Genomic DNA, 19,694 nt, shown 5'->3' with positions numbered 1-19,694 from the left:
GTCAGGGGAGCCGGTGTGACCGTACTGCCGAGTCCGATCCCGCACCCCCTCGACTTCTGCCCCTGGCAGTTGCCGGGTTGGATCTACGAGGCGCTCGACTGGGTGGTCGGCGTCGAGTGGCCCGAGGGAAACGAACGCGTCGTCTGGGATCTCGCCGACGAGTGGTACAGCGTGGCTGCCGCGCTGGCGGGTCCGCGCGACGACGCCGCCACCGCCGCTGGCGAGGTGCTCAGTGGGTACGGGGCCGTGGGGGCGGTCGCGGAAGCCTTCGACGCCGCCTGGCGGAAGGTCGCCGAGGGGGACGAAGCTCCCCTGCCGCTCCTGCTCGCGGTGAGCACCGACCTCGGCCGGCTCGTCGAGGAATGCGGCTGTGACATCGAGGGCGCCAAGCTCGAGGTCTGGATCGAGCTGGGCATCCTGGTGGTCGAGTTGCTCGGCATGACGGTGGCGGTGGTTCTCACTGCGGGCGCGGCCTCACCGGCCGCAGGCGCCGTGATCGCCGCCACCCGGTTCGTCGTGCAGCAGATCTTCAAGAAGCTGATCGCGCAGCTCGCACGGAAGACTCTCAAGAAGGGAATGCAGGAGGCGACCGAGCGGGCCGCGAAGCAGGTCACCAAGGACGGCCTGCGTGGGTTGGGCCGCAACGTGCTACGGGGCGGACTGTTCGAGGCCGCCGAGGAAGGCGGCGTCAACCTGGCTATCCAGGGCTACCAGAACTCGACCGGCCGCCGGGACGGCGTGGACCTCGCCGACCTCGGCACCTCGGCCCTGGGTGGTCTCGCCGGCGGCGCTGCCGCTCCGCTGGCCGGCCTGGGGAAGCACGCCAGCAGCCGAGGCGGTCAGTTCGCCGAGAACCTCGGCCGCGAGATGACCGGCGAGATGATCGCCGATCAGGCGGCCAGCCTGGCGACCGGCGGCGGCCTCGTCGGCCTTGAAGACGCTGCCCGTGCTGCCGCCTCCGGAGCCACCGGCTCGATGGTCAGCCAGAGCGACGCGGCGCTCCAGGCGCGACTCGACGGCCGGCTGAACGCCCTGACCAGTACCCCCCTGAGCTCACCGTCTGCGTTGGTGGTCGACCCGGGCCCAGCCATGCCCACCGTCCCGCCAGCCGACTCGACCTCCCCGCCCCCGCTATCCGACGCAGCAACTCCGGCCGTCCCCAGCCCACGGACGACCTCCGACCTCGGTGGTGACGATGTCGGGACGAGCACGGCGGTGTCCCGGGCGTACGGAATGGAGAGCTCCCCAGGTCCGGAGCTGCTGGAGCCGAAGTTGCCGACCAGCGGTTCCGTCGAGTCGGGCGTGCCGGCCGACCATCGGACAGGTGCTTCGCCGCAGGCCGCGTCCGAGCCGGTGACCGCCGCTGCGCCGCCGTTGTCGGCGGCCACCCCCTCGACGGCACCTGCTCCGGTTACGGCAACGCCGACCCTGTCGGCCGTCACGGCGGATCCGATGCTGGCCGCATCTCCGGTCACCGCGCCCGCCCCCGACCTGTCGACCACGACCAGCTCCACCGGAATGGCATCGCCGGCCCCCACTGCCTCTGCCGTGGGCACCATCGGTTCGCCCACGGTGGCTGCCGCTCCGGCTGTTCCCGTGACACCAGGCCTCGGCTCGACCGTCCCGCCCGGCCCGAGTCCCACGGTGAACTCCGGAACGGCCCCACCGGTCACCACCGTGACCAATACGGCTGCCGGGCCGATGGCCAACTCGGCGCCTGTGTCCAATCCGCCGGTAGTGCGCGCACCTGCGCCAACACTGCCGGCCAGCTTCGCTCAGCCGAAGGGGGAGGGACAGGACCGATCTTCGCTTGACCTCTCCCTGCTGGAGGCACTGGAACCGAAGACGCCCCAACCGCGAGATTCGGCTCCGCCGCCCCCTGACCTGGGACCGATGCCCCAGCATTCGCCCGAGCCGGTGCCAAGAACCCCCGAGTGGTACGACGCCACGTGGGCAGCGGAGCGGGAGGCGCTCGAGCGCCGCCGCTACCGCGGCTACTACGAGGCCCAACGCGCCTGGTTCGAGGAGCGACGGCGGGACGACCTCGCCAGGGAACTTCGTGATGAGGCGGAGAGCTACTACGACCAGGCGCGCTGGCTCATCAGGCGTGCTCATGAGGCGTACCGGAGCGGAAAGCGGGCCCTCGCTGATCAGTTCCTGGCAGGAGGACGGGAGCAGGAACGCCTCTGCTACCAGCAGCAGGATCTCGCCGAGGAGGTTCGGGATGGCAGAACCCTGCCGGACGTCACGTACGTCAACGACGAAGTGGACTTCCGGCGTATCAACGACGATGTCGCGGAGATGGCGACCGGCGGGGTCGAGACCGGCAACCGGTCGGCGCTGACCGGCGACGGTGGTCCGCCCTCGATCGAGCAGACCCGGCCGTACGGCGAACGCGGCGGGCTGCGTCCGCCGCTGGCACTGCACCAGACCGACCTGGAACGACAGATGCCGCGCGAGCCCGACGGCAGCGTCTCCCGGACAGCCGATCCTCGCCGGGGCAGATGGTTCTCGTTGGTCAACGACGGCGGACCGAGCGCTGATGCGACCCGGTCGATCAACTGTCTTGACTGCACCCTCTCCCTGTACGAGACGTGGATGCACGGCCGGCCCCGGGTCTCGGCGCCGCGTACGTTCGACGGCTACTTCCACGGGGACGTCAACCGGCCGATCGACGGTGAGTGGGGCGGACCCGGACGGGTGGAGCGGGTAACCGGTGGCGCCTACCAACAGGTCACCCCGTCGACCGAGGGGCTCTCGCCGGCCGCCGCCCGGCAACGGGTGCTGCAGGGGTACGCCGACCTGCACCAGCAACTTCTCTCCGGCGGTCACGGCAGCTTCGCCTTCCTGGTGAACACCTGGGAGGGCGGCGGGGCGCACGCGTGGGTTGCCCTGAACCAGAACGGCACGGTGCTGTACCTCGACCCGCAGATCAGCGCCGTGTCTGATCGCCCGCCGTATGTCCATCGAGGTGTGTCGCATCCCGGGAACGTCGCCAGCCTCGAAGCACTGGTGATCGGACCGGATGGCACTCCGATGCCGCTGGCAGGTCGTGGACTGGGTGACTTCAGCGAGCAACGGACGTCATCCGCCGATGCCGGCGAGCCAGGCGGGAGGACCGACGGGCGACCCCTGAGCCGGAGGCAGCCGCTCCCGACCCCGGGCCAGGCGCCGAGCTCGCCCGATGCATCCGACACGAACCCCAAGGCCCAGGACCCGAAGCAGGCGGTACGCGAGACACGCGACCGGGCGTACCAGGAGCGGATCGCGGCGGGAGTGTCGGTGCCGACGGCTGTCGCGTCGGCAACCGACCTCGACAGTCTGTTCAGCGCTGGCGTCGCGCCCGGTGACGCAGTGGCCGAACTGGATCCAGCCAACCTGCGGAGACTCGTCCCGCACCTCGACGAGAAGGCTGCCCATGAGCTGACAAGGCTGTTCGCCGAACCTCGCGTGCAGCAGATGATCGAGGACACCTGGCGAACCCCACCGAAGGGCGAGCCGCTACTGGCCGAGACGCTGGTCCGGCAGTTGACGCAGCGGCCGGACCTGGTCGCGATGGTCCTCGCGGCGCCGGAACTGATGGCTTCGCTCACGGCCCGTCCGCTCACCCTGCACCACCTCGCCGAGCACCAGCAGGCCATCGACGTCCTGACGTCGGTTCTGCAGGACATTTCAGATTGTGGTCCTGAGGTTTTTGTCCTGGCTGGGACGCCGGAACCGGAGCCGACGCCGCTGACTGACGAGCAACGCCGGATCAGTCTATCGATCGAGGGCGAAAACGATGTCGTTCAGCCCGGTTTCGATCAGCGCCGACGTTCCGACAGTGCTTACGGGCGACAGTATCTTGACGATCTGTATGCGGCAGCAGCAGAGGCGCAAGCTGAACTGAAGACGCTGGCGGTCAGGCTGGCCCGGGATGGGGATCAACAGATTGGCAATCCGGGCTGGCGCACTGCTCCCAAGGATCGGCGTCGCGCTGAGGACAAGGTGTCAAAGTATCACGGTGATGCGTCTCAATTATGTGATCTGGCGGCGGCAAAAATTGAGTTTCAATCGCTTGGGCAGCTCTACCGTGCGCTGGATCGGCTGCGTCGTGAACCAGGCGTGCGAATCATGTCCTGCGATGACCGGTTCCAGTCCCCCCAGCCTAGCGGGTACCGCGACATTCAACTGGTTCTGGAGATGGCAAACGGCCATATAGCAGAATTTCGCCTCCACCTCGCTGCACTCGACGAGGTGGCCGCATGGGAGCATGCACTGTACGAGGTGCGGCGTGACCTGAAAGCCCTAGCCAGGCAGGAGGGCCGCCCTCTGCGGCTCATGGAGCAGGCGATCTTTGACGGAGTGCTCCGCCGCGAACAGGAGCTGTTCTGGACGGCCCTACTGTCCACTTGTAGAGAGGGGGAAGGATGAGCGGCTTTCCTGGCCTCCGACTGCCTTCTTATTTTCGCTACTACGCATCCCCGGTGAAGTTGGTGGAGATGCCGGGAGGCGGAGTTACTGCCTGGCGGGTTTCCATTGATACCGGCGGCTGGGAGTCGGCCGACGACCTTATCGAGGAAATTCTCTTCGCGGTGGGTGGCGAGATCTTCTCGCTTTCGTCCGACGATTTTGTGCAGGAGGTCGAGCGCTACAGGGCTCGTTACCTTAATGGCGACGGCCCAATTTTTGCCCTGTATGAGACAGTCAAGGCGATTGTCGAAGCTGAACGGAGTGAGCGCCGGTACCTGACGGACAGGGAGCGTGCTCTGGTGAGAGGAATCCGTCGGAAGACGTTCGTCATGTTCGAGGAGCAGCTTAAGCAGCAGGGCGATCCAGGGGCCGACCCGTCCCTGGGTGAGTAGGTGAGGCGACTTGTCGCGGTGCCACCGGTGTTCCACCTGATCGGTCCGGCTCTCGGCCGTGCTCCTGAGGACAGCGTTGCGACGTGCGCCGGTAGCAATCTCCGGCCGTCGCTCGTGTTCGGCGGTGCTGCGCCAACGTAGGGTCGGCTCGTGGAGCATGGTCAACTCCGTATTGCCGATGTGGCGGTGTCGGGGCGGCGGGATGGCCCCGATATCGCCGAAAAGGAGCCGGTCATCCCGGGCGGCCCAGTCAGAGAGGGCTGGCCGGACGGGGCGGGAGAGCCCGCGTGGCCGGTGAGCGTGGCGGAGGCGCTGGGCGTACAGGATCGGTTGCGGCCGTTGGTGGACCTGGTCGGGCCGGGTCCTGCCGCGCCCGCGACGGTGGCCGGCCTGGATGTGGCGTACGCCGAGGATGGCGACCGGCTGGCGGCGGCGGTCACCGTGCTGGACGCGCGGACGTTGCAGGTGGTCGACTCGGCGGTCGCCACTGGGCGGCCGGCGTTCGAGTACGTCCCGGGGCTGTTCGCCTTCCGGGAGTTGCCGGCGTTGCTGGACGCGCTGGATCGCCTCAGCACGCCCCCTGAGCTGCTGGTCTGTGACGGGCACGGATTGGCGCACCCGCGTCGGTTCGGGCTGGCCTGCCATCTTGGGGTGCTCACCGGGCTGCCGGCGATCGGGGTGGGGAAGACCCCACTGGTGGGCGCGTGGGAGCCGCCGGCCGAGCACCGGGGTGCCTGGTCGTCCCTGGTGGACGGTACGGAGGTGCTGGGCCGGGTGCTGCGTACCCAGGACGGGGTGAAGCCGGTCTTCGTCTCGGTCGGACACCGGATGGGGCTGGAGAACGCCTGCGCCCAGGTGCTGGCGCTCGCCCCGCACTATCGCCTGCCGGAGACCACCCGTACGGCGGACCGGCTCTGCCGGACAGCGCTTGCCAACAACGTCTGACCGGCTCTGCCGGGCGGCACTTGCCGGTCACGTCTGACCGCGCCGTGGCGGCGGCTCCGGCCACTGCTACCGGAAAGCGAGCGCTACTGCAACCGGAAGGTGAGAGCCACCGCGAACCGGAAGACGAGTGCGGTCGATGCCGCAGGTCGGCCGGGTTGCGGTAGTAGCCTGTCGGCCGGACCCCGATCGGGGAGGAGCGGCGAGGTGATCATGACGGTACGGCGGGGAGCGGCGCGCCTGGCGGCGGTCTGCGCGCTGGTGGGCGGCGTGGTGCTCGTCGGCGCGACGCCCGCGCTGGCCGAGGGCGACTCGGTCAAGGTGCGGACCGCCGGCAGCTTCACCGCCGGTGGGTCGGCCGAGTCCGTGTCGATCGAGGTGCGTAAGCGGAGCGACGGCTGCGTGATGCTGCGTACCGCGCTGGGCCTGCGGCTGGCGGGGGTGCGGGCCGACCAGGTCGAGGTGCAGGTGGCCGCCGGGGGCCAGTGGTGGCCGGTCCCGGTCTCCGGGGGCGGCTCGCTGAACACCAGCCAGACCTCCCCGGCCAAGCCGACCCTCTGCAAGGGCAAGAGCATCACGGTGCGGTACCGGGTGACCTTCCGGGCCGGCGCGCCTGCCGGCCCGCTGACCGTGGTGGGGGAGGCGACCACCGCGACCGGTCGGACGATCGGCCGGGGCGCCGAAATGTCGCAGGTCCGGGCGGGTCGGGTCGCGCCGACTCCGACGCCGAAGAAGACCCCGAGTCCGACTCCGACGCCGCCGGTGGAGACCGGGCCGCCGACCGAGGATCCGACGGCGGAGTCGACGCTCGCCGCGGTGGGTGGTGCCGCCGGTAAGGCCGCGGAGACCGACGAGTCGGGCGGCGGGCTGTCCCTGGTGATGGTCTTCGGCCTGGGCCTGGTGGCGGTCGGTGTCGCCCTGATCGTCCTGCTGTTCCGCCGCTCCCGTACGGACCGGCCGGAGACGGATGGCTCGTCGTACCCGCCGGTGCCGGGCGGGACGGGCGGCACCACCTATCGTTCCGGCAATCCGGCCGGCCCCGGCGGTTACCCGGCTGGCAGCAGCGGTTTCCCGACGAGCGCCGGCGGTTACCCGGCCGGGCCGACGGGCTACCCGCCGCCGGCCACTCCGGCGCGGGGCACGGTCTACCCGTCGTCGCCCCGGGGCGACGGTCAGGCAGCGCCGGGCCAGGCGGCGCCGGGTGGGATGTACCCGGCCACGTCGCCGGACCAGGGGTATCCGGCCCCCCGCTCCGCGCAGTCCGGGTCGGTGTACCCGTCGCAGCCTGGGTCGGTGTCTCCGTCGCAGTCCGGGACGGTGTATCCGTCGCCGAGATCCGGACAACCAGGCACGCCACCGCCGCCAGAGGCCGCCGGGGGTGGGGACTCGACGACCATCATGCCTCGCCTACCCGAGTAGTCGCCGGACCCTCCGATACGCTCAGTGTCGTTGACGGCCCGTGAGCAAGGGAGCGAGACCGGTGTCTGATCTGTCCCAGATCGTGAAGGCGTACGACGTCCGAGGGACGGTGCCGGACCAGTGGGACGAACGGGCTGCCGAAGCCCTCGGTGCCGCCTTCACCCACCTGCTGAACACCACCGGTGAGCCCGGAGATCAGGTGGTCGTCGGGCACGACATGCGGGCCACCTCGCCCGCCCTGGCCGCCGCCTTCGGCGCCGGGGTACGCGCCGAGGGACGCTCGGTGATCGAGATCGGCCTCGCCTCCACGGACATGCTCTACTACGCCTCCGGCGCGCTCGGGATGCCCGGGGCGATGTTCACCGCCAGTCACAACCCGGCGCAGTACAACGGCATCAAGATGTGCCGGGCGGGCGCGCGGCCGATCGGGCAGGACACCGGTCTGGCCGAGATTCGCGACCGCGCCCAGGCCCTGCTGGACAAGGGCGAGTCCGCTCCGGTGGGAGAGTCGGTGGGGGAGTCGACCCCGCCGGCCCGGCAGCGCGACCTGCGCCCCGAGTACGCCGCCCACCTGCGCGGCCTGGTCGACCTCTCCGGCATCCGGCAGCTGAAGGTGGTGGTCGACGCCGGTAACGGGATGGGCGGCCACACCGTGCCCAGCGTGCTCGGGGACGCCGTGCTGCCGGCCCTGCCGCTGGAGATCGTCCCGCTCTACTTCGAGCTGGACGGCACCTTCCCCAACCACGAGGCGAACCCGCTGGACCCGGCGAACCTGGTCGACCTCCAGCGCGCGGTCGTGGCCCACGGGGCGGACGTCGGGCTGGCCTTCGACGGCGACGCGGACCGCTGCTTCGCGGTGGACGAGCGGGGCGAGCCGGTCTCCCCGTCGGCGATCACCGCGCTGGTGGCTGCCCGCGAGCTGGCCAAGCACCCCGGTTCGACGATCATCCACGGCCTGATCACCTCCCGCGCGGTGCCGGAGATCGTCGAGGAGCACGGCGGCAAGCCGGTGGTGGCCCGGGTCGGTCACTCCTTCATCAAGGCGGAGATGGCCCGTACCAACGCGGTTTTCGGCGGGGAGCACTCGGCCCATTACTACTTCCGCGACTTCTGGTTCGCCGACACCGGCATGCTCGCCGCGATGCACCTGCTGGCCGCGCTGGGCGAGCAGGAGCGTCCGCTCTCGGAGCTGGCCGCCGGCTATGAGCGCTACGTCGCCTCCGGTGAGATCAACTCCACCGTTCCGGACCAGGCCGCGAAGGTGGCCGAGGTGCGGGCCGCGTACCCGGAGGCGGAGGCCGACACCATGGACGGGCTCACCCTGCGCTTTTCCGACGGGGCCTGGTTCAACCTGCGCGCCTCGAACACCGAGCCGTTGCTGCGGCTCAACGTCGAGGCACCCACCCGGGAGCGGATGATCGCGCTCCGTGACGAGGTGCTCGACCGGGTTCGCCGATAAGATCGCGTGCGCCGGTCGGCGGGACCGACCGGTGAGACCACATACGTGGAAGGAGCCGCGCCGTGGCCCTGGATCCGCAGTTGCTGGAGATCCTCGCCTGTCCGGACACGCACCACGCCCCGCTCGACTACGACCCGCAGGCGCAGACCCTCACCTGCACCGAGTGCCACCGGATCTTCGAGGTGCGGGACGACGTGCCCGTGCTGCTGCTGGACGAGGCCCGCCCCGGACGGCAGTCGTGATCGAGGGTACGGCCGGAGTCAGCGGCCACCGCGACGCCGACGAGGCGCTGCTCGACAACCCGGACGCGCTCGCCGAGCTGGACCCGGGGGGCATGCTCCGGCACACCGCCTCCGCCGGGGCCCAGGTCCGCGAGTCCGCCGCGCTGGCCGCCGAGGCCAACCTTCAGGTGCTCGCCGACGAGGGACGCCCCCGGGCGGTGGTGATCGCGGGCATCGGCACCGCCGGTCGTACGGGGGACGTTCTGGCCACGGTCGCCGGCCCGCGTTGCCCGGTGCCGGTGATCCCGCACCGCAGCGCCGGGGTGCCCGGCTGGGTCGGCGCGGCGGACGTGGTGATCGCGGTCAGCGCGTCGGGTCGCAGTCCCGAGGCGCTCGGCGCGGCCGAGGCCGCCCACCGTCGGGGTGCCCGGCTGGTCGCCGTCGGCGCGCCGGACTCCCAGCTTCAGTCGGTGGCCGAACGTGCCCGGGCGCCGTTCATCCCGGTGCCGCGCCGGGCCCCGGCCCGGGCCAGTCTCTGGGCGCTCACCGTGCCGGTCCTGCTCGCCGCCCGTACGCTCGGCCTGGTGAAGGTGAACGAGGCCGACCTGGCCGAGACGGCGGCCCGGCTGGACGCCGACGCCGACCGGTGCCGGCCGACCGCCGAGTCCTTCGTCAACCCGGCGAAGTCGCTGGCGCTCGGGCTGGCCGGCTCGATCCCGATCGTCTGGGGATCGTCGCCGCTGGCCACCGTGGCGACCCGCCGCTTCGGTGACACCCTCTCGGCGAACGCCCGCTACCCCGTGGTGGCCGGGGCGCTCGGCGAGGCGGGCCGGGGCCGGGTGGGCCTGCTCGACGGGGTGTTCGGCGGGCTGGTCGAGTCGGCGCGGGACATCTTCGCCGACCCGGACGAGCCCACCGACGGTGGCACCCGACTGCGGTTGGTGCTGCTGCGGGACGGCGGGCTGAACGCCGACGACGACTCCGACGAGCCGCTCGCGGTCGAGGAGCGTCGGGCGGACGCGGTGCAGACCCTCGCCGAGCGGCGCGGGGTGCGCTGCGACGTGGTGACCGCCGAGGGCGGGTCCGCCCTGGAGCGGCTCGCCTCGCTGGTCGCCGTTCCGGACTTCGCCTCGGTCTACCTCGCCCTGGCGCACGGTCTGGACCCGATGGCGGTGCCCGCCGTCTCTGAGATGAAGGAGCTGGCCAACCCGTGAGCGAGTCGACCCCCCGGCTCGGCACACCCGTGCCGTACCCGACGACGACACCGGCCGGAGCGGCGGCGTGAGCGCCGGCGGCGGGACCAGGGCGATCGTCGCCGCGCTGCTGGCCAACGTCGGCATCGCGGTGACCAAGTTCGTCGCGTTCCTGCTGACCGGTTCGTCGTCGATGCTGGCCGAGTCGATCCACTCGGTCGCCGACTCCGGCAACCAGGGGTTGCTGCTGCTCGGCGGCCGTCGGGCGAAGCGGGAGGCAACCCCGCAGCACCCCTTCGGGTACGGCCGGGAGCGCTACGTCTACGCGTTCATCGTGTCGATCGTGCTGTTCAGCGTCGGTGGCCTGTTCGCGCTGTACGAGGCGTACCACAAGTGGCACGAGAAGGAAGGCATTCACGAGTGGCAGTGGGTGCCGGTGACCGTCCTGGTTCTGGCGATCATCATGGAGTCCTTCTCGTTCCGGACCGCGATCGTGGAGTCCAACCACGTCCGGGGGAAGGCGACCTGGGCGCAGTTCATCCGGCGGGCCAAGGCCCCGGAGTTGCCGGTGGTGCTCCTGGAGGACCTCGGCGCGCTGGTCGGCCTGGTGCTCGCGCTGATCGGCGTCGGGATGACCCTGATCACCGGCAACGGCGAGTGGGACGCCGCCGGCACCGCGGCGATCGGCGTCCTGCTGGTCACCATCGCGGTGGTGCTGGCGATCGAGACCAAGAGTCTGCTGCTGGGTGAGGGGGCCGAGGCCGACGACGTGGCGCGGATCGAGCGGGCCATCACCGAGGGGCCCGAGGTGGAGCGGATCATCCACATGAAGACCCTCTACCTCGGCCCGGAGGAGCTGCTGGTGGCGGCGAAGATTGCCGTCCCGTCGGGCGAGTCGGCCGACCGGATCGCCGAGGGGATCAACGCGGTGGAGGCGCGGATCCGTACGGCGCTGCCCGTGGCCCGGGTGATCTACCTGGAGCCGGACATCTACTCCGCGGCCAAGGCGCGAGCCGATGCCGATGTCGCGACGGCCGGTGAGGGCGCCGTGATACCCGGCAGGGGCACGGACGGCGGGGAGCCCGGGCACTGAGCATGGAACTGCTGTACGGACCGATCCGGGACTACGCCTGGGGCTCCCGGTCGGCGATCGCGGAGCTCCAGGGGCGTCCGGTGCCCAGCGACGGGCCGGAGGCGGAGTTGTGGCTGGGCGCGCACCCGGCTGCTCCGGCGACGGTGGATCGGGACGGCGCGCGGGTGAGCCTGCTCGACCTGCTCGCCGCCGATCCCGACCACTGGCTCGGCGCGGAGGTGCTCGACCGGTTCGGTCCCCGGCTGCCGTTCCTGTTCAAGGTGTTGGCCGCCGAGGCTCCGTTGAGCCTCCAGGTCCATCCGGACGCCGAGCAGGCGCGGGCCGGGTTCGCCGCCGACGGGGCCCGCACCGACGGGCATCGCAACTACGTGGACCCGCACCACAAGCCCGAGTTGCTGGTGGCGCTCACCCCGTTCGAGGCGCTCTGCGGGTTCCGTGACCCGGCGGTCTCGGCGGCGGCGCTCGCCGGGTTCGGCGTACCGGCGTTGGCGCCGGTGGTGACCGCCCTGCGGTCCGGCGGGTCGGGACTGCGGGAGGCGGTCCGGCTGCTGCTCGACTGGCCGGTGGCGGACCGGGCCGGACTGGTCGCCGCGGTGGTGGGGGCGGAGATCGCCGGGCCGGACGCGGCGTTGGTCCGCGAACTGGCCGCCCGCTACCCGGACGACCCGGGCGTGCTGGTGGCGCTGCTGCTGCACCACGTGTGGCTGGCGCCCGGTGAGGCGATCTGGATGCCGGCCGGCAACCTGCACGCCTACCTGCGGGGTAGCGGGGTGGAGTTGATGGCGGCGAGCGACAACGTGCTGCGCTGCGGGCTCACCCCGAAGCATGTCGATCCGGTGGAGTTGCTGCGGATCCTCCGGTTCGAGGTCCTCGACGATCCGGTGGTCGCCGCTCGGCCGGTCGTACCGGGTGTGCTGACGTGGCCGGTTCCGGTCGATGATTTCGTGCTCTACCGGGTCGTCGGGACGGCGGGTGACCCGGAGGTGCGGCTGCCCGTTCCGGGGCCCAGAGTGACCCTGTGCGTGGCGGGAACGGTCACCGTGGGCGATGACGCGGGCCGGGTGACGCTGCGGTGCGGCGAGGCGGCGATCGGCACCGCCGGGGCGGGTCCGCTGCTGGTCTCGGGCCCGGGTGAGGTTTTCGTGGCCGCCGCCGGCCTGCGCTGACGCTGTAGCCGGCCGCCGCTGACCTGCGCGGACGCCCTAGTTGGCCGGCGCTGGTCCCGGCCTGGAACGGTCAACCGGGGACATCTGGCGAATAGGGTCGAAAGCGACGCAACACGCATGCCGGATATTCCAGAAATGCTTGACGTGCCAGGCTCGGGGATGTGAACCTATGGGTACGCACCGTTACCGCGACGCAGGTCCGAGAACGGGCGGGGAACCAAACCGGGGGGATGCGCGGGGCGGCCGATGCTGGACGGAATCTCCGTCTGTGCTCGACCGCCCCGCGCGCTGTCTCGCGTAATGTGGTGAGCCGCCCACAGATCTCGTTCCGACAGGAGCTTCCATGACCAGCACCCTCCCGGCGTCCAGCAGTGCGCCGTCCGAGGCCCGGCCGCGCACCCTTGCCGAGGGCGACTTCAAGGTGGCGGATCTGGCGCTCGCCGAGTTCGGGCGTAAGGAGATCCGCCTCGCCGAGCACGAGATGCCCGGCCTGATGGCGATCCGCCGTGAGTTCGCCGAGGCGCAGCCGCTGCGCGGGGCGCGGATCACCGGCTCGCTGCACATGACCATCCAGACGGCGGTGCTGATCGAGACCCTGGTCGCGCTGGGCGCGCAGGTGCGCTGGGCGTCGTGCAACATCTTCTCCACCCAGGACCACGCCGCGGCGGCCATCGTGGTCGGCCCGGAGGGCACCCCGGAGGCCCCGGCCGGCGTCCCGGTGTATGCCTGGAAGGGCGAGACCCTCGAAGAGTACTGGTGGTGCACCGAGCAGGTGCTGGCCTGGCCGGACGGCCAGGGGCCGAACATGATCCTCGACGACGGCGGTGACGCCACCCTGCTCGTCCACAAGGGTGTCGAGTTCGAGAAGGCCGGCGTGGTGCCCCCGGTCGAGTCTGCCGACTCCGAGGAGTTCGCGGTCATCCTCGGCGTGCTGCACCGCTCGCTCGCCGAGGACGGTCAGCGCTGGACCCGGATCGCCGCCGGCATCAAGGGCGTGACCGAGGAGACCACCACCGGCGTGCACCGCCTCTACGAGATGCACCGGGACGGCAAGCTCCTCTTCCCGGCCATCAACGTCAACGACTCGGTGACCAAGAGCAAGTTCGACAACAAGTACGGCTGCCGGCACTCGCTCATCGACGGCATCAACCGGGCCACCGACGTGCTGATCGGCGGCAAGATGGCCGTCGTGCTCGGCTACGGCGACGTGGGCAAGGGCTGCGCCGAGTCGCTGCGCGGCCAGGGCGCCCGGGTCGTGGTGACCGAGGTCGACCCGATCTGCGCCCTCCAGGCGGCGATGGACGGCTACCAGGTCGCCACCCTCGACGACGTGGTGGAGCAGGCGGACATCTTCATCACCGCCACCGGCTGCTTCGACGTCATCACCAACGAGCACATGGCCCGGATGAAGCACCAGGCCATCGTCGGCAACATCGGTCACTTCGACAACGAGATCGACATGGCCGGTCTGGCCCGGCGCTCGGACGTCACCCGGGAGAACATCAAGCCGCAGGTCGACGTCTGGCGGTTCGACGACGGCCACGCGATCATCGTGCTCTCCGAGGGGCGGCTGCTGAACCTGGGCAACGCCACCGGGCACCCGAGCTTCGTCATGTCGAACTCGTTCGCCAACCAGACCATCGCGCAGATCGAGCTCTACACCAAGACCGACGAGTACCCGATCGGCGTCTACGTCCTGCCGAAGCACCTCGACGAGAAGGTCGCCCGGCTGCACCTGGACGCGCTCGGCGCCAAGCTGAGCACCCTCACCAAGGAGCAGGCCGCCTACCTCGGCGTCTCCACCGAGGGGCCGTTCAAGCCGGAGCACTACCGCTACTGAGCCGCGACGGGACCGGGCCGGCGGTGTCCCGCCGGCCCGGTCCGCCGCATCCGGGGTCGGACGCCACGACCGGGGCCGGTCACGACGGGCGGGGGACCGCCCTCCGTCCGGGCGCGGCGGCTCAGCCGTCGCGTCGGGTCGCCGCCCGGATCCAGGTCCACACGCACCACACCAGCCAGCCGATCGAGACCGCCGCCGCGAGTGCGCGCATCCGTAGCGCGCTGAGCAGCAGGACGACCGCCAGCACGGCCAGCCACGGGCCGAAGCCACGCATATGTCGGTCCCTCCTGTCGTAGTGCCACCCGATGGGTGGGGCGCTCCGCCACCGGCCTCGTCCGGGTGGCGGACCCTGCTCATCGCTGGTTTTCTGTGGCAAGCTTGCCGGCGCAGACACCGCGGCGGTGACACCGAGGTCCCACGATGACGAACGGGGATGGAATATTAATCCCATGAGAGCACGGGTACTGGTGGTCGACGACGACCCTGCGCTGGCCGAGATGCTCGGCATCGTGCTGCGCAACGAGGGGTTCCAGCCCTCCTTCGTCGCCGACGGGGAGCGAGCCCTGGCCGCCTTCCGGGAGAACCGGCCCGACATCGTCCTGCTCGACCTGATGCTGCCGGGGATGAGCGGCATCGACGTGGCCCGTGCGATCCGGGGCGAGTCGGGTGTGCCGATCGTCATGCTGACCGCCAAGAGCGACACCGTCGACGTCGTGCTCGGGTTGGAGTCCGGGGCGGACGACTACGTGGTCAAGCCGTTCAAGCCCAAGGAACTGGTGGCCCGGGTGCGGGCCCGGTTGCGTCGGGGTGAGGACGCCGCGCCGGAGATGCTCAGCATCGGCCCGCCGGACAACCAGATCACCATCGACGTGCCGGCGCACACGGTCAGTCGCAACGGCGACGAGGTCAAGCTCACCCCGCTGGAGTTCGACCTGCTGGTGGCGCTGGCCCGCAAGCCGCGTCAGGTGTTCACCCGCGAGGTCCTGCTGGAGCAGGTCTGGGGGTACCGGCACGCGGCGGACACCCGACTGGTGAACGTGCACGTCCAGCGCCTGCGGGCCAAGATCGAGCCGGATCCGGAGCGACCGGAAATCATCCTGACCGTGCGGGGCGTGGGCTACAAGGCGGGTACGGGATAGCCTGGGGAGCACTGTGCGTGACTCTCCCATCTTCGCCGAGCCGGCATCCGGGGCCCACCGGTTTCACACCGTGTGGGCCTTCTGGCACGCCCTGGTCGGATGGTCCGGCCGGGTCACCGCCGGCCTGCGGCAGACCTGGCGACGTTCGCTCCAGGTCCGTGTGGTCACTATCACACTCGTCGCGTCCAGCCTGCTGGTCGGCGGGTTCGCGTACCTGATCGCCGACAAGATCACCGGCATCCTGCTGGAGAACGCCGAGACCGACGTGCTGCTGCGGCTCACCAGCGGGCGGGAGTACTCCGAGAAGCAGTTCCGAGTGTTCAGCCAGCCGCAGGAGGCGAAGCTCCAGGAGACCCTGGACGGCACGGTCAACTACCTGGCCGGTGGGGGCGACCCGGCGCAGACCGGCGGGGTGGTGGTCGCCATCACCGCCGACCAGCACTCCGGGGTGCTGAAGTCGCGCACCTCGCCCGACGTGGACGTGCTGCCCCTGATCAGCCCGGAGCTGCGGGCCGCCGTCGCGGACGGCCAGGTCGCCCACCAGATCCGGACCGGGCAGTTGACCGGCGACCGGGCCACCTACCTGGTGTACGGCTCACCCGTGCCGACCCGGTTCGGCCAGGTCGAGCTGTACTACCTCGTACCGCTGACCCGGCAGGCCGACACGGCCGGCGACGCGCGGGCCACCGTGGTCGCCACCGGGGTCGCGCTGGTGCTCCTTCTCGGGCTGCTGGCCGCCCTGGTGACCCGGCTGGTGGTCAGCCCCGTCCGGGCGGCGGCCCGGACCGCCCAGCGCCTCTCCGCCGGCCTGCTCGACCAGCGGATGACCGTCAACGGCGAGGACGACCTGGCCCTGCTCGCCGCCTCGTTCAACCAGATGGCGACCAACCTCCAGCGGCAGATCCTGCGGCTGGAGGAGATGTCCCGGATCCAACGCCGGTTCACCTCCGACGTCTCGCACGAGCTGCGTACCCCGTTGACCACGGTCCGGATGGCGGCTGATCTGATCTTCGCCGAGCGGGACGGGTTCGACCCGGCGGTGGCCCGCAGCGCCGAGCTGCTCCAGGCCGAGCTGGACCGGTTCGAGGAACTCCTCACCGATCTGCTCGAGATCAGCCGCTTCGACGCCGGCTTCGCCATGCTCGACGCCGAGCCGACCGACCTGGTGCCGGTGGTGCAGCGGGTGGCCGACCGGCTCGGCAGCCTCGCCGAGCGGATCGGGGTCCCGCTGGAACTGAACGTGCCGAGCACCCCGGTGATCGCCGAGGTGGACCCGCGCCGGGTGGAGCGGGTGCTGCGCAACCTGGTCGGCAACGCGGTCGAGCACGGCGAGGGCCGGCCGGTCCGGATCACCCTCGGCGTGGACGAGACCGCCGTGGCGGTGACCGTACGCGACCACGGGGTGGGGCTGAAGCCGGGGGAGGAGAAACTGGTGTTCAACCGGTTCTGGCGGGCCGACCCGTCCCGTGCCCGACAGACCGGGGGCACCGGGCTCGGCCTCTCCATCAGCCTGGAGGACGCCCGGCTGCACGGCGGCTGGCTGGAGGCATGGGGTGCGCCGGGCCAGGGCGCGCAGTTCCGGCTCACCCTGCCGGCCCGGGCCGGGGACCGATTGACCACCTCGCCGCTGCGGCTGGTCCCCGCCGACGCCACCCTGCCCTTCGGCGGCCCCCGGGACGGGGAGCTGCTGGCGATCGGTCCCGGGCCTGGCGGGGCGTTGGCGATCGGCCCGGCGGGCGACGGCGAGCGGACCGAGGTCGGCCCGTGAACCGGCGGCTGGTGGCGGCCCTGCTCACCGGGGTGCTGGTGGGCGCCGGGCTGGCCGGCTGCGGCATACCGCAGTTCTCCGAGGTGCGGGTGGACGGCCCGGGACCGGTCGGGGAGGCCGGATCGGTCAACGGCCGCAACCGTGAACCGCCGGCGCGGGGTGCCAGCGGCAGCGACTCCGCCGCGTTCATCCGTAACTTCCTCTCCGCCCCGGCCGGCGAGCCGAACCGGGCGTACGAGCGGGTGTTGCAGTACGTCGCGCCCGAGGACCGCGACCGCCTCCAGCCCAAGCAGGGCAGCGACTTCGCGGTGAACGTGGTCCGCCTGCTCGACGAGCCGGTGACCACGGTCAACCCACGGGGCACCAGCGGCGAGGAGGCCACCTTCTCGGTCCGGGTCACCGTGCAGCAGGTCGGGCTGCTCCGGGCCAACGGCACGCTCGCGCCTCCGGTGGCGACCGAGACCGAGTACCGGTTCGACCTGCGTGGCGCCGCGCCGGCCGGCTCGGGGGACGAGGACGCCGGCTACTACCTCGTCGACCCACCGAGCACGCTGCTCCTCAGCGACCAGGCGCTCCAGGAGTTCTACCAGTCCTCGACGATCTACTTCTGGAGCGCCGACCAGACCCGGCTCGTCCCGGACCAGCGGTATCTTCCTCTCGCCGTGCCGAAGGAACGACGGGTCACCGAGGTGGTCGGCTGGCTCACCGACGGCCCGTCGGAGTGGCTCACCCCGACCGTCACCCGGCTGCCCGACGGTGCCCAACTGATCAACAACGCCACCGAGACCGACGGTCGGTGGGAGATCGACATCGCCATGTCGGGCGAGGACGACGCCAAGCTCGACCGGCTCGTCACCCAGCTCGCCTGGTCGCTGCCGGACATCACCGGCCCGCTCGAGGTGAAGGTCCGCAACCAGACCCGCCGGAAGATTCCCAGCGCCGACCAGCACCGGCTCACGCACGCCGCGTACCTGGTCCGCCAGGACCCACAGCGGTTCTGCGTGTACGACGGGTCGGTGCGTCCGCTGGCGTTCGTCGGCGAGACCAGCGGCACCGACCCCATCGCCGGGGAGGACAACCGCGACGTCCTCTCCGCCGCGCTCAGCCGGGCCGGCGATCGGATCCTCGCCGCCCTGGTGCTGGCCGACGGTCGGCGCCAGCGCCTCTCCGTGGGCAGCGGGAAGGCCCCGGTACGGGTCGCCGCCCGCAGCGCGGCGTCGTACGCCTCGATCGGCAGGCCGGTGTGGCTGAAGACCTCGGACACCCGGGGCGCGCACGGGCTGGTGGTCGCCGACGGCCGGCTCTACCGCTTCGGCACCGACGGCCAGCTCACTCCGCTGCCGCTGATCGTGCCCGGCCCGGTCACCGCGGTCGCCGCCGCGCTGGACGGGCGTCGGATCGCGCTGGTCGTCAACGGTCGGCTGTACGTGGCGGCGGTGAGCGTGGACGGGGGCGGCGTCAGCGTCGGCCCGACCCGCCAGGTGCCCACCTCCCTGACCGCGCTCACCGCGATCGACTGGGTCGAGGAGTCCCGACTCGTCGTGGCCGGCACCCGGGGCCAGCCGGCGGTCTACGAGATCAGCGTGGACGGGACCGGGGAGGTCGCGCTCCGGACCGACCTCGGCGCGAAGGTCACCCACCTGGCCGCCTACCCGGCCAATCTGGTCGTCCCGTTCACCCGCAGCCCGGTGATGTACGAGGCGAACCGGGTGGCCTGGGCCGGATCGCCGTACACCCAGATCCTGCGGGAGCAGGTCCAGGGGGTCGAGCCGGTGGACTCGGACGCCCCGCCGGGCAGCCCGACCGTCCCGTTCTTCCTCTACTGATCCGCATGCCGGGCGGCCTCTGGGCAGACCTCGCCGACCTGGTGCTGCCGGTGGAGTGCGCCGGCTGCCGGACGCGGGGTGCCCGGCTGCGGCACGGCTTCTGCGCCGACTGTGTCGCCACGCTGGGCGGCCTGCGACCGGCGTCGGTACGCCCCGACCCCGCCCCGGTCGGCCTGCCGCCCTGCGTCGCCCTCGGCCCGTACGACGGGGCGCTGCGGGAGGCGCTGCTGGCGTACAAGGAGCGGGGCCGGCACGGGCTGGCCCGGCCGCTGGGCGGGTTGTTGGCCGAGGTGGTGGCGGCGGCGGTCGGCGAGGTCCGGCCGGTGCTGCTGGTGCCGGTGCCGGACACGGCCGCGGCGGCGCGGGCCCGCTACGGCGACCACCTTGGACGGCTGGCCCGGCACGCCGCCGACCGGCTGCGCCGGGCGGGTTGGCCGGTGCGGGTACGGCGACCGGTGCGGGCGCTGCCCCGCCCGGACTCGGTGGGGCTGGACAGCGCCGGTCGGGCGGCTGCGGCGGCCTCGGCGTTCCGGCTACGGGCCTGGCCACCGGTCGGCCCGGTCGACCCGGCCGGAACGGTGGTGCTGCTCGACGACATCCTCACCACCGGGGCCACCCTGGCGGCGGTTGGCCGGACACTCGACGCGGCCGGACTGTCGCCGGCTGTCGCGGCAGTGCTCGCGGCCACCCGAAGACACCGAACGCGGTAACTCTCCGTCGTTCCGATTCACCCCTTGGTGACCGAGCTGTGAAATTCTCTGGTCCGCCAGGACAACTGGGGGTG

Annotated in this window: 15 protein-coding genes; 14 read left to right on the top strand and 1 reads right to left on the bottom strand. The window is 71.5% G+C overall.

Features of this window, described 5'->3' with window-relative positions; genetic code table 11:
* Positions 1-15: 15 nt before the first annotated feature.
* The 10 genes from GA0074692_RS19935 (at position 16) to ahcY (ending at position 14,177) form a co-directional block, all read left to right on the top strand.
* Positions 16-4,413 carry a toxin glutamine deamidase domain-containing protein gene (locus tag GA0074692_RS19935; protein WP_091646717.1) on the top strand — a complete coding sequence of 1,466 codons (4,398 nt, stop codon included), beginning with the start codon at positions 16-18 and terminating at the stop codon, positions 4,411-4,413.
* A gap of 53 nt (positions 4,414-4,466) precedes the next feature.
* Complete coding sequence (locus tag GA0074692_RS19930) at positions 4,467-4,844, top strand: hypothetical protein (RefSeq protein ID WP_245730383.1); 378 nt, start codon at positions 4,467-4,469, stop codon at positions 4,842-4,844.
* Between the two features lie 294 nt (positions 4,845-5,138).
* The gene (locus tag GA0074692_RS19925) at positions 5,139-5,789 is read left to right on the top strand and encodes an endonuclease V (RefSeq protein WP_091646715.1); all 651 of its coding nucleotides are present in this window, start codon (positions 5,139-5,141) and stop codon (positions 5,787-5,789) included.
* Positions 5,790-5,993: 204 nt separating this feature from the next.
* Positions 5,994-7,205, top strand: a complete 1,212-nt coding sequence (locus tag GA0074692_RS19920; RefSeq protein ID WP_091646714.1) for a hypothetical protein — start codon at positions 5,994-5,996, stop codon at positions 7,203-7,205.
* Positions 7,206-7,266: 61 nt separating this feature from the next.
* Positions 7,267-8,664, top strand: coding sequence for a phosphomannomutase/phosphoglucomutase (locus GA0074692_RS19915; RefSeq protein ID WP_091646713.1), 1,398 nt, complete (start codon positions 7,267-7,269; stop codon positions 8,662-8,664).
* A gap of 62 nt (positions 8,665-8,726) precedes the next feature.
* Positions 8,727-8,906 (top strand): Trm112 family protein, encoded by a 180-nt coding sequence (locus tag GA0074692_RS19910; protein ID WP_088980537.1) that lies wholly within the window; start codon positions 8,727-8,729, stop codon positions 8,904-8,906.
* Entirely contained in the window at positions 8,903-10,099 is a 1,197-nt protein-coding gene (locus GA0074692_RS19905) for an SIS domain-containing protein (RefSeq protein ID WP_091646712.1), read from the top strand. The genes GA0074692_RS19910 and GA0074692_RS19905 overlap by 4 nt, the downstream gene beginning before the upstream one ends.
* A gap of 67 nt (positions 10,100-10,166) precedes the next feature.
* Positions 10,167-11,171 (top strand): cation diffusion facilitator family transporter, encoded by a 1,005-nt coding sequence (locus tag GA0074692_RS19900; RefSeq protein ID WP_091646711.1) that lies wholly within the window; start codon positions 10,167-10,169, stop codon positions 11,169-11,171.
* Between the two features lie 2 nt (positions 11,172-11,173).
* Positions 11,174-12,337 (top strand): mannose-6-phosphate isomerase, class I, encoded by a 1,164-nt coding sequence (gene manA / locus GA0074692_RS19895; RefSeq protein ID WP_091646710.1) that lies wholly within the window; start codon positions 11,174-11,176, stop codon positions 12,335-12,337.
* A gap of 343 nt (positions 12,338-12,680) precedes the next feature.
* Positions 12,681-14,177, top strand: a complete 1,497-nt coding sequence (ahcY, locus tag GA0074692_RS19890; protein WP_091646709.1) for an adenosylhomocysteinase — start codon at positions 12,681-12,683, stop codon at positions 14,175-14,177.
* Between the two features lie 121 nt (positions 14,178-14,298).
* Here ahcY and GA0074692_RS34850 read toward each other — a convergent pair whose 3' ends face one another.
* Complete coding sequence (locus GA0074692_RS34850; RefSeq protein ID WP_176738514.1) at positions 14,299-14,451, bottom strand: hypothetical protein; 153 nt, start codon at positions 14,449-14,451, stop codon at positions 14,299-14,301.
* A gap of 175 nt (positions 14,452-14,626) precedes the next feature.
* On the opposite strand from GA0074692_RS34850, the gene mtrA reads away from it, so the two are divergent.
* From mtrA to GA0074692_RS19870, 4 genes are all read left to right on the top strand, one after another.
* On the top strand, positions 14,627-15,316 hold the full coding sequence (gene mtrA / locus GA0074692_RS19885) for an MtrAB system response regulator MtrA (RefSeq protein ID WP_091646708.1): 690 nt from the start codon (positions 14,627-14,629) through the stop codon (positions 15,314-15,316).
* 70 nt (positions 15,317-15,386) lie between these two features.
* Positions 15,387-17,084 carry an MtrAB system histidine kinase MtrB gene (gene mtrB / locus GA0074692_RS19880; RefSeq protein ID WP_425413395.1) on the top strand — a complete coding sequence of 566 codons (1,698 nt, stop codon included), beginning with the start codon at positions 15,387-15,389 and terminating at the stop codon, positions 17,082-17,084.
* A complete protein-coding gene (locus GA0074692_RS19875) occupies positions 17,081-18,910 on the top strand; it encodes an LpqB family beta-propeller domain-containing protein (RefSeq protein WP_091646707.1) in 1,830 nt (609 codons plus the stop codon). The genes mtrB and GA0074692_RS19875 overlap by 4 nt, the downstream gene beginning before the upstream one ends.
* A gap of 5 nt (positions 18,911-18,915) precedes the next feature.
* Positions 18,916-19,620 (top strand): ComF family protein, encoded by a 705-nt coding sequence (locus GA0074692_RS19870; RefSeq protein WP_176738513.1) that lies wholly within the window; start codon positions 18,916-18,918, stop codon positions 19,618-19,620.
* The last annotated feature ends 74 nt before the right edge of the window (positions 19,621-19,694 follow it).

It is taken from the genome of Micromonospora pallida (genome assembly GCF_900090325.1).
Classification (GTDB): domain Bacteria; phylum Actinomycetota; class Actinomycetes; order Mycobacteriales; family Micromonosporaceae; genus Micromonospora; species Micromonospora pallida.
This window is presented reverse-complemented; position numbering and strand designations above follow the sequence as displayed.

Excerpts from the sequence above, each read along its gene's own strand:
- manA (WP_091646710.1), top strand. The coding sequence starts at position 11,174 with ATGGAACTGCTGTACGGACCGATCCGGGACTACGCCTGGGGCTCCCGG.
- ahcY (WP_091646709.1), top strand. The coding sequence starts at position 12,681 with ATGACCAGCACCCTCCCGGCGTCCAGCAGTGCGCCGTCCGAGGCCCGG.
- GA0074692_RS34850 (WP_176738514.1), bottom strand. The coding sequence starts at position 14,451 with ATGCGTGGCTTCGGCCCGTGGCTGGCCGTGCTGGCGGTCGTCCTGCTG.
- mtrA (WP_091646708.1), top strand. The coding sequence starts at position 14,627 with ATGAGAGCACGGGTACTGGTGGTCGACGACGACCCTGCGCTGGCCGAG.
- GA0074692_RS19870 (WP_176738513.1), top strand. The coding sequence starts at position 18,916 with ATGCCGGGCGGCCTCTGGGCAGACCTCGCCGACCTGGTGCTGCCGGTG.